Source organism: Halomonas elongata DSM 2581 (genome assembly GCF_000196875.2).
GTDB classification, from domain to species: domain Bacteria; phylum Pseudomonadota; class Gammaproteobacteria; order Pseudomonadales; family Halomonadaceae; genus Halomonas; species Halomonas elongata.
Genome location: NC_014532.2, coordinates 333,636 through 348,119, shown reverse-complemented (window position 1 = coordinate 348,119; position 14,484 = coordinate 333,636). Strand labels below are relative to the sequence as shown.

Here is a 14,484-nt window from a genome sequence, read left to right as displayed (position 1 = left end):
TTTCATGCCGGCTCCAGTTCGTGCCGGCGCGCGTCCGACGGGTGAATCAGCGGTGCGGCAGGGAACGCAGAAACGCCTGGAAGTCCTCGGACGCGACTCGATGCGCCAGGGCACGAAGCTCGGTCACGGGATCCGCCTCGACCCAGTCCACGCGCAGATCGATCGGGGCCATAGTGAAGGACTCGATGCGCAGGGCGACGGAACGACAGCCGCGGTGATCGCCGCCGGCCACCAGCCCCGCCTCGAGGGCCTCGATCAACGCCGCCAGCAACTCGACGTCATGCGTCTCGCGAAAGCGGGGCGCCTTACCTTGCTTCAGCACTGCATCGGGATCTTCACAGGTAGCTGCCAGGAAGGCCGTCACCATGGCCTCGGGCACAGCAGCGTCGGCCAGCATGTTGCCGGCCGCGGCCACGCCGGGACACCGGGCGGAGGCCACCACGGGTTGATTGTCGATACCGGTGTGCAGCGCCGACCGACCGTCGGCGTCCATCACCAGGCACTGGCGGCGCGAGGCACCGGCGTCTCCGGCGACCACGTCGTTCAAGGCGTCCTGGGCCGACAGGCCCTGCTCCAGGGCACGCCTCACCCCTTCGGGATACCAGGGATTGGTGGTCAATCCCTGGGTGGCACAGGCTCCGAGCCCTCGCCAGCAATGATTGACGTAGCCTCCCACCGCCACGCTGCCGGTGGCGGCGAGGCTCGCCGAGGTGCCGGTCTCGGGATGCACATGCAGCAGCGACAGGGTCATGCTCAGTAGCCGGCCAGATGGCCGACGACAAGCCCGCCCCAGCACAGCAGGTAGACCAGCGCCATGAAAGGCATGATGGCCTTGAGCCACTGGGCATAGGAGACCCGCCCCAGCGCCAGCATCGCCAGGGTTCCGCCGGAGGTCGGCACGATCAGGTTGGTCAGGCCGTCGCCTACCTGGAAGGCGGTGATCATCAACTGGCGGCTCATGCCCACCAGATCGGCCACGGGCACCAGGATCGGCATGGTCACCAGGGCCTGTCCCGAACCGGAAGGCACGAAGAGGTTGATCACGCCCTGCACCACGCTCGCCATGATCGCCGAGAACATGATGGGGATGCCCTCGATCAGGCCACTCAGGGCGTTGACGATGGTGTCGATGATCTGCGCCTGCTCGAGGATCACCTGGATCGATGCCGCCACGCCGATCACCAGCGCCCCAGCCGTCACGCCGGAGGCACCTTCCATCATCTGCTTGACGATACCGTTGGCCGACAGGCCGTTGATGGCACCGATGACGATGGCCAGCAGCAGGAAGATGCCGGCGATCTCGTTGATGTACCAGCCGGCGGTGAAAACGCCGAACAGCATCGCTACCAGACCGCCGACGAACACCAGCAGGGTTAGCCAGTCGCGCCGCTCCATCCGATACTCGTCGAGATGCTTGCTCAGCGCCTCGGCATGGGGAGATTCCTCGAAGTCCATCCGCGTGACCCGCTTGCAGATGTACAGCGACAACAAGGCCAGGGACGTGATCACCATCAGGGTGCGCAGCCAGGCCCCGGAGAAAGTCGGCAGTTCGGCAATGCCCTGGGCCACGCCCACGGTATAGGGATTGATCGGTGACAAGGCGAAACCTACGCCGATACCGCCCACCGCCATCGCCGTGCCCACCAGGCTCGAGCAGCCCACGGCACTGGCGATAAGCACCGCGATGGGCACCAGGGCGATATTGTTCTCGAAGCCGACGGCAACACCGAAGAATCCATAGATGAAGGTGCCCACGGTGATGATCAGGTTGCGTCTCGCCACCCCCACTCGTCGCACCGCCACGCCGATGGCATTCTCCAGCGCCCCGCTCTTCTGCAGGATGTGAAACAGCCCGCCGGCAATGAAGACGATGAACAGATACTGGGAAGCGGAAATCAGCCCCTTGGGAATCGCCACGAAGACATCGAAGGGATGAATCGCCGCCACGTCACCGAGGTAATGGAAGGAACCGGGCACCACGGCGGTACGGCCATCGCGCACCACTCGCTCGAACTCGCCGGCAGGAATGAAGAAGGTCAACACATAGGTGGCGACCAGGATCAGGAAGATCAGCACCATGGGGTCCGGAACGGTCCGGTACCACGGCCTGCGCTCGCGCAGCGTCTGCTCTTGTAGGCTCATGTCGTTGTCCTTGTTGGGTCAGGGATCGAGCATCGCCGTCAATTTATCATGATAAATTGACGGGTCAAGAATCCCCTATCAACGCGAGCGCTCGATACGCAGCCCATGTCGCCGCAACTTCCTCACCACGCTTGGCTGGCTGATGCCGAGGCGCTCAGCGATGGCGTAGGTCGAGTTCGCTTCGCGACACAGCTCGGCCAGGATATCGCGCTCGGTGCGTGCCAGAGCGCTCTGGAGCGTCTCGCCCTCGGCCAGGCCAGGGCGCCTGACTGAGGCCTCACCTTCCATCATCGACGTCACGGCCCGCTCGGTGCCGTCCGGTTGCCCGGTTTCCTGCCGGGGCCGAATCACGTCCTCGCCCGCCGAGAGCCAGGCACGTTCCAGCCAGTTCTCGAGCTCACGCACGTTGCCGGGCCACTCCCAGCCCATCAGCGTCTGCCAGGCATCACGGGCGATGATCTTGTCGCGGCCATAACGCGTGTTGAGGCGCTGCAGGTGGCGCTCGACCAGCCCGGGAATATCCTCGCGGCGCTCCCGCAGCGGTGGCAGGGTCACGGGAATGACATTGAGCCGATAATAGAGGTCCAGGCGGAAGTGGCCGGTCTCGACACTACGCGCCAGGTCCTGGTTGGTGGCCACCACCAGGCGGAAATCGACACGCCTCGCACGGGTGTCACCGAGCCGTGTGATACAGCCGTCCTGGATCACCTTGAGCAGCTTGGCCTGCATCGGCAACGGCAACTCGCCGACCTCGTCCAGAAACAGCGTGCCGCCCTCGGCCTGCTCCATCAGCCCTGCCTTGCCCCCCGGTGCGGCACCACTGAAGGCCCCCTGCCGATAACCGAACATCTCGGATTCGAACAGGCTCTCGGGAATCGCCCCGCAGTTGACGTCGACGAAAGGGCCCTTGTGCCGTGGACTCCAGTGATGCAGCTGCCGGGCGAAGGCGGTCTTGCCAACCCCCGACTCGCCGAGCATCAGCACCGTGGCATCCGTCGGCGCCACCCGCTTGAGCAGCAGCGCGACCTCGCGCATGACACCACTGCGGGCCTCCAGGTCCGCCAGTTCGAGCTCGCCGCCAGCCTCTTCACCGCCGCCGCGCTGGAGATGCTCGTTGAAGCGGCGCTGCAGCAGTGCATATTCCTCCTGCAGCAACTGCAGATCGGTGAGATCCATCGAACGGCTGACCACGGCGACAAGCTTGCCGCCGTCGAATACCGGATGCGCCTGGGCGATGACGCGCCGGCCGGTACTGGTCACCTGGGCCACCTGAGCGGGCTCGCCGGTGCGCATCACCTCCAGGCTGACCGAGGGCCGCAGCACGCCCTTGGCCTCCAGCGCCTGGACGGTCGTCCGGCACAAGTCCTCGCGGGACATGCCGTATACCGCCGCCGCTGCCGGGCTGACATCGCGTATGCGCCCATCGGCCTCGACCACGAAGAAGTGGTCGTGGGCAGTTTCGATGATGGTTCTCAGGATCGGGGAGTCGAACTCGCTCATGACATCGATACACTCCTGGATCATTGATACATAAGTGTATCACTCAACGGCCTCGCGCGATTCATCGATGAATCATCGATTAGGTAACCGACTGAAAAACAAGAAAACAATATCCTGGCACACTTCCTGCTGTAATCAGGGCGACAATCACCACGACTCGGGAAGCCAACCATGAGCGATTTCAACCAGCCCCTCGGCGGTAACGAGATGCCGCGCTTCGGCGGCCCCTCCACCATGATGCGCCTGCCCACCCAGAGCGACGCCGTCGGCCTCGATGCCGCCTTCATTGGCATCCCCATGGACATCGGTACCTCGAACCGCCCGGGCACTCGTCTGGGGCCGCGCCAGATCCGCGACGAATCGCGCATGCTGCGCCCCTACAACATGGCCACCCGCGCCGCGCCCTTCGACAGCCTGCAGGTGGCCGACATCGGCGACGTGCCGATCAACACCTTCAACCTGCCCAAGAACCTCGACATCATCACGCGCCACTATGACGCCGTGCTCGCCCAGGACTGCGTGCCCCTGACCCTGGGCGGCGACCACACCCTGACCTGGCCCGTGCTGCGCGCCATCGCCAAGAAGCACGGCCCGGTCGGGCTGATTCATATCGATGCCCATGCCGACATCAACGACCAGATGTTCGGCGAAGAGGTCGCCCATGGCTGCCCCTTCCGCCGCGCCCAGGAAGAGGGCCTGCTGGATAGCCAGCGCGTCGTCCAGATCGGCCTGCGCGGCACGGGCTATGCGGCCGACGATTTCGACTGGTGCCGCGAACAGGGCTTCCGCGTCGTCACCGCCGAAGAGTGCTGGTACAAGTCGCTGGCGCCCTTGATGGCCGAGGTTCGCGAGCAGATGGGCGACGGCCCGGTCTACATCTCCTTCGACATCGACGGCCTGGATCCCTCGGTGGCGCCGGGTACCGGCACTGTGGAGATGGGCGGTCTGACCGCCCAACAGGGGCTGGAGATCGTGCGCGGCGCCCAGGGGCTCAACGTGGTCGGCGGCGATCTCGTCGAAGTCGCCCCGCCGTACGACACCAGCGGCAATACCGCACTGATGGGCGCCACCCTGCTCTACGAGATGCTGTGCGTACTGCCCGGCGTCCAATACCGCGACTGACACCCGAGCACCTTGCCCGGCCCTTCGGTCGGGTATCCCCATTACAACGCCAAACAGGGTTTCACCATGTCTTCTCTCGATTCCACCTCGAACACCGCGCTAGGCGGCGCCCCGCTCGGCAAGGCCGGGCTGCTCAAGTTTCTCGTGCCGTCCTTGATCGGTATCGGCATGTTTCTGGTGCCCTTCTCGACGGGCGACACCATCAACATCGGCATGGGGCTGCTCGCCGACGGCCTCAAGGCGCTGCTCGGCGACGCCCTGCCGGCCATCGCCGTGGTCGTGCTGTGCGCCTCGGCGCTGTTGACCCTGATCGTCAAGTTCACCCGTCCCGGCTGGGCCCGCGGCAACGCCCTGGGCGAGCTGTTCAACGTCGCGCCACTGTGGCTGGTGATGCGCCTGCTGGGCGCCGCCTTCGCGCTGATGACCTTCTTCCAGGTCGGCCCGGAAGTGATCACCGCCTCCTTCACCGGCGGGGTGATGCTCAACGACCTGGCACCGGTACTGCTGACCTTCTTCTTCTTCGCCGCCCTCCTGCTGCCGTTCCTGGTCGATTTCGGCTTCATGGAGTTCATCGGCAGCCTGGTGCGCACTCCCTTCCGGCTGATCTTCGGGCTGCCGGGGCGCAGTGCCATCGACGCCACCGCCTCCTGGATGGGCTCGGGCACCGTGGGCGTGCTGATCACCACCCAGCAATACGAACAGGGCTATTACAACCGTCGTGAAGCCTCAGCCATTGCCACCAACTTCTCGATCGTCTCCATCGCCTTTGCCCTGCTGGTGACCAGCTTCATCGGCATCAACCACCTCTTCATTCCCTTCTACCTGACCGTGGTGGTAGCCGGGCTGGTCGCCGCGGTGATCGTGCCGCGCCTGCCGCCGCTGTCGCACAAGCCGAACACCTACTACGAACCGGCAGGCTGCCGTATCGCCGAGGAACGTACCGGCTCCACCGGTCTGCTGCGCTACAGCCTCGGCATGGCCGTGGCCCGGGCCGAGCAGGCACCGGGGGCGCGGCAACTGCTGCGTCGCGCCCTGTTCAATGTCGCCGACATCTTCTTCGGCCTGCTGCCGCTGGTGATCGCCATCGGCACGGTCGCTCTGGTGTTCGCCGAGTTCACGCCGCTGTTCACCTGGCTGTCGTATCCCATGGTGCCGGTCCTCGAGTGGATGAACGTGCCCGAGGCTGCGGCCGCCGCTCCGGCCACCCTGGTGGGCTTTGCCGACATGTTCCTGCCGGCGGTGCTGGCCAGCGACATCGAGAGCGAACTGACTCGCTTCGTCATCGCCTGCCTGTCGCTGACCCAGTTGATCTACATGTCCGAGATCGGCGCCCTGCTGTTGAAGTCCAAGATCCCGCTCAAGCTCTGGGAACTGGTCGCGATCTTCCTGCTGCGTACCGCCATCACCCTGCCGATCATCGTGGTCATGGGCCACTGGCTGGTCGGTTGAGGAGCTTCGCCATGCATGACACCGACCGACACGACATGACCTGCGCCGAGCTGTTGCTCCACCTGCTGCGCGATACTTACCAGGCGGATACCGTCTTCGGCATCCCCGGCGTGCATACCGTGGAGCTCTATCGCGGCCTGCACGACAGCGGCCTGCGCCACATCACACCACGCCACGAGCAAGGCGCCGGTTTCATGGCCGACGGCTATGCCCGGGCCACCGGCAAGCCCGGTGTCTGCTTCATCATCACCGGGCCGGGCATGACCAACATCGCCACCGCCATGGGACAGGCACTGGCCGACTCCGTGCCCATGCTGGTGATCTCCAGCGTCAACCGCCGCGACACCCTGGGGCGCGGCCAGGGACGACTCCACGAGTTGCCCAGCCAGCAGCAATTGCTGGCCGGCGTCTCGCGCTTCAGCCATACCCTGCTCGACCCCGAAGGGCTCCCGGAGGCCCTGGCACGAGCCTTCGCGGTATTCGAGAGCCGTCGCCCGGGTCCGGTGCATATCGAGATCCCCATCGACCTGTTCGCTGCCCCGGTGACGTCTCCCGCACGCTGGCAGCGCCTTCGCCCGACGCCTCCGGCGCCCGACGCTGCCGCCATCGAGGAAGCTGCCGCCTGGCTGCGCACGGCCGAGCGCCCCCTGGTGCTGCTGGGCGGCGGTTGCGTGGACGCCCCCGATGCGGCCCGCCGCCTGGTCGAGGGTCTCGATGCACCCGCCGTCACCACCATCAATGCCAAGGGGCTGCTGGGCCGCGATCATCCTCTGGACCTCGGCGCCAATGCCTCGCTGCCGGCGGTGCGCCACCTGGCCTACGAGGCCGACGTGATACTCGCCGTCGGCACCGAACTCGGCGAAACCGACTACGACGTGGTGTTCGACGGCGGTTTCGCGTTGTCCGGCCGGTTGATCCGCATCGACATCGACCCCGAGCAACTGGCCCGCAACCAGCACGCCGCCATGGCCATCTGTGCCGACGCCGGCCTGGCCCTGGAAGCCCTGGCGCGTCACTTCCCCGAGCGCCTCGCCCGCCGGGGTGCCGAGCGAACCCACGCCGCGCTGGATGCCCTCGGCCTGACGAAGGATCCCGCCTTCGCCGATTATGTGCCGCTGTTCGCGACGCTGGCCGAGGTGCTGCCCGAGGCAATCCTGGTCGGCGACTCCTGCGCCACCACCTATGCCGCCAATCACCTGGTCGCCCAGCCCGCGCCCCGGCGCTTCTTCAACGCCTCCACCGGCTACGGCACCCTCGGCTACGGCCTGCCGGCGGCAATGGGAGCGCAGCTCGCCCGTCCCGACCTGCCGGTCGTCGCGCTGGTCGGCGACGGCGGCATCATGTTCACCCTTCCCGAGCTGGCCTGCGCCGTCGAGGAGCGACTGCCGCTGGTGATCCTGCTCTGGCACAACCAGGGCTACGAGGAGATTCGCCGTTTCATGGACGATGCCGGCGTCGAGCGACTGGGCGTGGATATTCGAGCCCCGGACTTCCAGACGCTGGCAGCAGGCTTCGGCTGCGCCGCCACCCGGGTCAACGACTGCGACGGGCTGATACGCGCACTGACGCACCGCCCCACCGACGGGCCGATGTTGATCGAGATCGACGCCGCCGCCTGGGCCGATGCCATCGGTCACGACTGAGCAAGACTCGATCACTCCCCCAGATCACATAACCACGAGATGCCGCACACGCCAGTCCACCTCTAACGTAAAACAAACAAGGACTCGATGATGAACGACACATCCTCCTTCCTGGGCCAGGATACCCTGGCCGCAGAACACGTCGAACATAGCCTGGGCCTACCGGGCACTTTCGCCCTTTGGCTGGGCGCCAACGTGGTCGTCACCACCATCCTGACGGGGATGCTGCTGGTGCCTAACCTGACCTTTGGTCATGCCATGCTACTGGTACTGGTCGGTTCGGCCGTCGGCATCATCCCGCTGGTCCTCATCGGCCTGATGGGCCAGCAGACCGGCATGACCACCATGGTCCTGGCTCGCGGCACCTTCGGACGCCGGGGGGCGATGTTCCCTGCCTGGGTCAACCTGCTGGCACTGATTGCCTGGAGCTGGATCCAGGCCCTGCTGGCCGGCATGAGTCTCGATCATGCCGTATCCTCTCTGACCGGCTACTCCAACGTCGCCCTTTTCACGGTCCTCTGCGAAGGCCTGGTCGTGCTGATCACCCTGCGCGGCCACCTGGGGATCGAAAAGGCGGAAAAACTCGCCGCCGTCTTGATGCTGATTCTTTCCAGTGTGGTGGTATTTGCCCTGGCCAAGAACTACGACCTTCCCAGTATCACCGAGTTGGACGCTACCGGCGCCCTCGGCGCCGGCGTGGCCTTCGACATCGTCATCGCCACTGCCTTCTCGTGGATTCCGCTAGCCGCCGACTACAACCGCCACTGCCGCTCACCGCGGGCCGCCGCGCTCGGCACCTGGGGCGGCTATGTCACCGCCACCCTGATCGCCATGGGACTCGGCGCCACCGTCTCGGCGCTTTCGGTGTCGATCGGCTTCCCGCAGACCTACGACCCCACCGAACTGCTCAGCGGGTTCGGCTTCGGGTTACCCGCTTCTCTGGTGATCTTCTTCTCCGTGCTGACCACCAACGTGATGTGCGTCTACAGCGCCACCCTCTCCTACATGAGCATTCGTCCACACACGACCTTCTGGAAACCCGCCCTGATCATTGGGGTGGCCTCCGTGCTTGGCTCCCTGATTCCGGGCATTCTCGACAGTTTCCAGAACTTCTTGTTGATCATCGGCAGCATCTTCATTCCGGCCTTTTCGCTGATGATCGTCGATTACTTCCTGATCGGGCGCGAACGCTACACGACCCAACGGCTTATCGAACACGCCGGGCAGCTGCCAGCGGTCAACCTGCAAGCTCTCGGCTGCTATCTCGTAGGCGCGCTACTGGCCTATTACTGGAACTGGGTCGCTCCCTTGAGTTTCGGCGCATCGCTTCCAGTCTTCGTGCTGACCGGCACGCTCTACTACGTCACCCATCAGTTGGTCAGGCACCAGCGCAAGGTCCGGACATGATCCAGGCCCCGAACGCATCGCCTCGGTTCTCTGGTACGGCATCCGCTGCCTGGCCGCTGGCATCACTCTGCTCGACGACGGGCTGGGCCGACACCGGCGCAGCCCAAATCCTCCTCTTGCCTGGAGCCTGAGATGCAACACTTAACCCGGCAGTTCATCGACAATCAGTGGGTCGAAAGCCACGGCCTGCGACGCCTGGCCGTCACCGACCCTTATCACCAGTGCCAGATCGCCGAGGTCACCGCCGGTGACCCGGCTGATGTGGATGCCGCGGTGGCGGCCGCTCGGCGAGCCCAGCCGGCCTGGCAGGCACTCGGTGGCGATGGCCGCGCGCCCTATCTCGAGGCCTTTGCCACGCTTCTTGAGCAACGCCGCGAGTCGCTGATGCGGCTCTCGTCCACCAACAACGGCAAGGCGCTGGCCGAGACCGCGATCGACCTGGACGACGCCATCGCCTGCTATCGCTACTATGCCGGCCAGGCCCGAGCCCTGGAAGCTCGTCAGGGGCGGCTGGTGGAACATGGTATGGACGGTGTCGCGGCACGTACCTACGAAGACCCGGCAGGCGTGGTCGGGCTGATCACGCCCTGGAATTTCCCGCTGGTGACCAGCGCCTGGAAGATCGCCCCGGCACTGGCCGCCGGCTGCACGGTGGTCTTCAAGCCTTCAGAAGTCACCCCGCTGCCGGAACAGACCCTGGCCGACATCGCCGAGGCCATCGACCTGCCTGCCGGCGTGCTCAACCTGGTGCACGGCGATGGCGAGGGTATCGGTGCTCCGCTCACCGCACATCCCGGTGTCGACAAGCTCTCGTTCACCGGCAGCAACCGCGTCGGTGAAAGCGTCATGCGAGCCGCCGCCGAGGGGGTACGCGGCGTTTCCCTGGAACTCGGCGGCAAGTCGCCGATCCTGGTGCTCGACGACGCCGAGGTGGAACAGGCCGCCGATTGGGTGATGGCCGGAATCTACTTCAACAGCGGCCAGATCTGCTCGGCCACCTCGCGCCTGCTCGTCCATCACTCGCTGGCTGATGCCCTTTACGATGCTCTGGGTCGGCGCATCGACGCCATTCGTCTGGGCGATCCCTTGGGCGACGACACCGACATGGGCCCCATGACCAGCGCGCGCCAGCGCCAGAGCGTCGAAGACTATCTGGCCATCGCCGCCGAAGAGGGGCTGGTCGCGGTACGCGACGCCCGACATCGCACTCTACCGGAGCAGGGCGAGTTCATCGCACCGACGCTGTTCCGGGACGTACCCACCGACAGCCGACTGTGGCGCGAGGAAATCTTCGGCCCGGTGCTCTGCGCACGCAGCGTCGAAAGCGAAGCGGAAGCCATCGAACTCGCCAACGACTCCGACTTCGGCCTCGCCGCCACCGTGATCTCGGGTGATAGCGAACGTGCCCAGCGCGTCGGCCGAGCGTTGCGCGCCGGCAGCATCTGGTTCAACAGCGAGCAGTTGGTGATGCCGGAAGCCGGCTGGGGCGGTTTCAAGCACAGCGGCATCGGCCGCGAACTCGGCCCCTGGGGGCTTGCCGCCTACCTGGAGGTCAAGCACCTGATCGGGCCTGTAAGCCAATAACCACCGACCAAGCAGAACGACTGCCCTTGGGAACAATCCTGAACGCTAGCGCTATGACGTCGGCCCCCTTCGAGCCTGATACGATAACTGCCGATCTAGGAGCTGCCACGCTCAGCGGCCAGTCTCGGAGGTCGGCCGCCCCAAGGACTTCGATGACAAAGGTTTCCATGGCCTCGGCCGCTAGCGACAGACTTCAATTCCCCGGACGCAGTAAACCCTATCCGCGCTCGATCCACGGGGCTTTCAGCGGGATGAAACGCAGCCACTAGTCCCCCTCCGAGAGCGCAAGGGCACGTGCCTTACGCTCTCGGAGGGTCAGGCAGAGCCCCGCTGATCAATGGGCAATGCCCTTTGAGCTTCCGAGAAATACTTTTTTCCTCCCCAGATGGCCGTACTCCCAACCACATAAACGCGCTTTTTCGCTCGCGTCAGTGCGACGTTGAGCAGGTTCGGCTTGCTGGATGCCCACTCGGCGGCACCCGGCGAGTCTGTCGACAGTCCCAGCACGAGGATAACGCTGTCTTCTTCCTTGCCCTGAAAGGTATGTACAGTGCCCACGCGCTCACGGAGCCAACGATCAAGAGCTTCCTGGCCACCGAAAGCATCGGTCTTCAGTTCCATCGACAGGTGATTCCTGACGCCCCGGGCGACAGCCTTGAACGGCGAAATCACGTAGACGCTCGGCTTCTCACCACTCTTTTCAATGTGCCGATTGAGCATATGAGCAATCCACTGTGCATGAGCCGGCACGAAATGCTTGTCGCTGGTCTCGCCTGCCACATTGAACCAGCGACTGTCTCCTGGGCCTGGGGGTAGGTTGTCGTCACCATGAAACATTTTGTCGTTATAGGCGATACGATTGGCAATGCTGAACATCGGTTCATCGCAGCGTCGGTGAACGCGCAGCGGACTCCCCACCCAGAGTGATTCAGAGATTTCATGGGTGCCATAGGGATTGGCTCGATCTGCCACAACCTGGACCGATGACACTGTCGGCGACCACTTGTACCAGTCGCGATCAAATTCTCCTTTCGCCATTGCCTCTACCAGCCCGGCGGGCACCGTGAAGACCGGCTCAATCTGCAGCGGATCACCTACCACGACCGCTCGTTTGGCTCGCCATAGCGCACCAACCGCCTGCTGTGGCGTTGCTTGACCGGCTTCATCCACGAACAACCAGCCAATTTCACCTTCATTGAGCGCCCGAAACTGGTTGGCGACTGAAGCAAAGGTCGAAGAGATCACCGGCACAATCATGAAAAGCATCTGCCAGACTGCTTTCGCCGCATCACGATCCTGGATTTCGCCATTAAGTACACCCTTTAACGACTGGATAGTGGGCCACAGCCGGTTTTTGCCAGCGTAGGCAGCCACAAGCCAAGCTTCGTGCAGCTCAAATGCCCGTGCTGTCAGTTGCGCTCGCACTTGATTCAACGCCTCACAATGGCCGAAAGAGGTCCGTTGCACCTCGGCCGCTTCGAGATCCAGAGCCTCATCAAGCAGCAGTGCATCACCATATTTTTCCTGCAGCGGTGCACACTCGCGCTGCGAGGTTTCCAACTGCCGCGCCAGGGAGTCAAACCGCTGCTCGCTGATCTTTGCCTGCTGCTCGGCACGCTCGGATCGGCGCTTGATCTGCTGGATTGTCAGCCAGTTACGGATATGGCCGCCCAATGGCCAAAGAGGCAAAGGTTGCGTCTGGCGGTTGCTCAACCAGAGCGCCACGCGCGCGGCGAATCTCCGGTGGAATTCAGCCTGGCGGCGCGCCGCCTCAGTCTGGGACTCCAACCGTTGGAGATCCAACAAGCGCTGGAGGTCGGCCTGTGCAGCCTGCACCTGTTGCTGAGCCTTCTGGAAAGCGCGCTGCGCTGCACGGAAATCCTGCCGGGTATCCCGCCCCTCTGCCAGAGCTTTAAGCGCCGGTACCAATGTTGAATAATTCGCCGCGTCATTGTTAGTCGAGCATTGCTCGATTGGGGTGAAAAAAACACGCTCGAGGAAGATTCTGCGATTGCGGCTATTACCCAGCGAGGTGGCGATCAGCCCCCAGCAATCTTTCTCCGCTGGCAGAGGCTCAACATACAGCCCCTTGTTATTCTGTCGCTCGTGATTGGCAGCTAGCTTCTGACCAACTGGCTTGAGAAAAGCCAATTCTCCGTACGTCTTACCAAGCGCCTTGGATTGCGGTAGTTCCTGAGTAACGTTCTCCACCGCCGCGTTATTGCTCGAAGCAACTACCATCTCAAATCCCGTCAGTTCGGGAATCAGCGTTTTGATGACCGTGTCACCATCAATATTGGCGTGAATGTCTTCCCCGAATGCAGCCTCGGCCCCCCCAAGTGACGACAACACTTCAGCGCGCTTGACTACGTTACGTGCCACCAGATCGCGCAGCATCGTTGTCTTGCCAGTCCCAGGCGGGCCATTGACGGAGTAGAGGCCGGTCTCTGATAGCTCTTCGTCGATAGTGTTGATGGCAAACTGCTGCATCAGGCTCATCGCATGCGCGTCTTCTCCCGGCCAGCGACCATCTGGCATACGCTGCGGTGCGAGATGACGCATCAAAAGCGATCGTGCCTCTGGCAGCAACAGATCAGGATGACGTTCACAGTCACCTTGCAGGTAATGCGCCAATGGTGAGCCGGGCGCCAACCCTCTCTCCCTCACCTGCTCCATCACCTTTTCCAGATCGCGAATGAAAAAGCTGTTGAGAATAGCGACCTCGTTGATCGCGGCAGGCGCTTCATCCAACTCAGGGTGTGACCCCTGAACCACTAAGTCTTCCTGATCCAGAGACTCCAGTCGCGGCGCGAGGTCGGCCATCACGGACCATTCCAGCGCCAGATCATCGGTTCGCTCAACACTGGCATTTTTTCTCGGAGGCAGGACCTGAGCGACCAACACCGGCACATCGCTCTGCGGGGCGAAAGCCGTCCAACTCTCCATCGACTTGAGCATCTCGATCAACTCAAAGGTTGTGAGCTTGAGAGGCAGACCATGCTCGCCCTTGAGATTGTCGGCTACAGTCAGAATCGTGTTCAGCTGCTCGCGGAACCTGCTGGTCGCCTCATCAAAGGCCTCCAGCGTCACGTCATCCAGCGAGCCCCGCTGCAGCGCACCCAGCATCCACGGAGCCGTGGAGATGGCAAAACTCTCGCGGTCCACAAGCCCGTTCTCATCGACGTCCATCGTCATCGAGCAGGTCAGCCCCTCATCGCGGCTTCGCTCGACCCAGGCTTCAGTTTTTTCGGGGTAAGCGTCGCGGGCGACGTGGAAAATCTCTGCGCGCTGAAACAGCCCCAAATAGAGTTTGAAGCGGTAAGGCTTGTCGGGGCGATACCCCCCACCGGCACGGCGGACCCGCTGCGGATTGAGCCACGGCAGGCAATTCGGGAATTCCACCAGCTCATCGCCACGGTAGTGAATAGCCCCCTTGCCATGATCGATATCTTTGAGCTCAGTAGACTCGAAAAACTCGACCTTGTGCCAGAACGATAGAATGCGCTCGGCTTGAACGAGGGGGGACGAGGTGGGTGACGTCATGTCGTGACCTTCTTCCTTGTACGTTTGCTGCCCTCTAAGGCCGACCGCTCGACCTAAGTGCGCTCCAATTGCTGCGTTATCGACTCCACTGATT

General features: G+C 63.6%; 9 protein-coding genes. 5 read left to right on the top strand and 4 right to left on the bottom strand.

What is annotated here, in order from left to right; all coding sequences use genetic code 11:
* Positions 1–46: 46 nt before the first annotated feature.
* From HELO_RS01570 to HELO_RS01560, 3 genes are all read right to left on the bottom strand, one after another.
* Positions 47–751 (bottom strand): DUF1028 domain-containing protein, encoded by a 705-nt coding sequence (locus tag HELO_RS01570; RefSeq protein ID WP_041601838.1) that lies wholly within the window; start codon positions 749–751, stop codon positions 47–49.
* 2 nt (positions 752–753) lie between these two features.
* Complete coding sequence (locus HELO_RS01565; RefSeq protein ID WP_013331055.1) at positions 754–2,142, bottom strand: YfcC family protein; 1,389 nt, start codon at positions 2,140–2,142, stop codon at positions 754–756.
* Between the two features lie 78 nt (positions 2,143–2,220).
* On the bottom strand, positions 2,221–3,642 hold the full coding sequence (locus HELO_RS01560; protein WP_013331054.1) for a sigma-54 interaction domain-containing protein: 1,422 nt from the start codon (positions 3,640–3,642) through the stop codon (positions 2,221–2,223).
* 171 nt (positions 3,643–3,813) lie between these two features.
* Between HELO_RS01560 and speB the strand changes: the two genes are divergently transcribed.
* The 5 genes from speB (at position 3,814) to HELO_RS01535 (ending at position 10,847) form a co-directional block, all read left to right on the top strand.
* Positions 3,814–4,764: an agmatinase gene (gene speB, locus HELO_RS01555; protein WP_013331053.1), complete on the top strand. Its 951-nt coding sequence runs from the start codon at positions 3,814–3,816 to the stop codon at positions 4,762–4,764.
* Positions 4,765–4,830: 66 nt separating this feature from the next.
* On the top strand, positions 4,831–6,213 hold the full coding sequence (locus HELO_RS01550) for a YjiH family protein (RefSeq protein ID WP_013331052.1): 1,383 nt from the start codon (positions 4,831–4,833) through the stop codon (positions 6,211–6,213).
* A gap of 11 nt (positions 6,214–6,224) precedes the next feature.
* Entirely contained in the window at positions 6,225–7,856 is a 1,632-nt protein-coding gene (locus HELO_RS01545; protein ID WP_013331051.1) for a 5-guanidino-2-oxopentanoate decarboxylase, read from the top strand.
* Between the two features lie 90 nt (positions 7,857–7,946).
* Positions 7,947–9,263 carry a purine-cytosine permease family protein gene (locus HELO_RS01540; protein WP_198410717.1) on the top strand — a complete coding sequence of 439 codons (1,317 nt, stop codon included), beginning with the start codon at positions 7,947–7,949 and terminating at the stop codon, positions 9,261–9,263.
* A gap of 132 nt (positions 9,264–9,395) precedes the next feature.
* Positions 9,396–10,847 carry an aldehyde dehydrogenase family protein gene (locus HELO_RS01535; RefSeq protein WP_013331049.1) on the top strand — a complete coding sequence of 484 codons (1,452 nt, stop codon included), beginning with the start codon at positions 9,396–9,398 and terminating at the stop codon, positions 10,845–10,847.
* A 315-nt stretch (positions 10,848–11,162) separates the two neighbouring features.
* Here HELO_RS01535 and HELO_RS01530 read toward each other — a convergent pair whose 3' ends face one another.
* Positions 11,163–14,390 carry a DEAD/DEAH box helicase gene (locus tag HELO_RS01530; RefSeq protein WP_013331048.1) on the bottom strand — a complete coding sequence of 1,076 codons (3,228 nt, stop codon included), beginning with the start codon at positions 14,388–14,390 and terminating at the stop codon, positions 11,163–11,165.
* Positions 14,391–14,484: the final 94 nt, after the last annotated feature.

Excerpts from the sequence above, each read along its gene's own strand:
- HELO_RS01570 (WP_041601838.1), bottom strand. The coding sequence starts at position 751 with ATGACCCTGTCGCTGCTGCATGTGCATCCCGAGACCGGCACCTCGGCG.
- HELO_RS01565 (WP_013331055.1), bottom strand. The coding sequence starts at position 2,142 with ATGAGCCTACAAGAGCAGACGCTGCGCGAGCGCAGGCCGTGGTACCGG.
- HELO_RS01560 (WP_013331054.1), bottom strand. The coding sequence starts at position 3,642 with ATGAGCGAGTTCGACTCCCCGATCCTGAGAACCATCATCGAAACTGCC.
- speB (WP_013331053.1), top strand. The coding sequence starts at position 3,814 with ATGAGCGATTTCAACCAGCCCCTCGGCGGTAACGAGATGCCGCGCTTC.
- HELO_RS01550 (WP_013331052.1), top strand. The coding sequence starts at position 4,831 with ATGTCTTCTCTCGATTCCACCTCGAACACCGCGCTAGGCGGCGCCCCG.
- HELO_RS01545 (WP_013331051.1), top strand. The coding sequence starts at position 6,225 with ATGCATGACACCGACCGACACGACATGACCTGCGCCGAGCTGTTGCTC.
- HELO_RS01540 (WP_198410717.1), top strand. The coding sequence starts at position 7,947 with ATGAACGACACATCCTCCTTCCTGGGCCAGGATACCCTGGCCGCAGAA.
- HELO_RS01535 (WP_013331049.1), top strand. The coding sequence starts at position 9,396 with ATGCAACACTTAACCCGGCAGTTCATCGACAATCAGTGGGTCGAAAGC.
- HELO_RS01530 (WP_013331048.1), bottom strand. The coding sequence starts at position 14,390 with ATGACGTCACCCACCTCGTCCCCCCTCGTTCAAGCCGAGCGCATTCTA.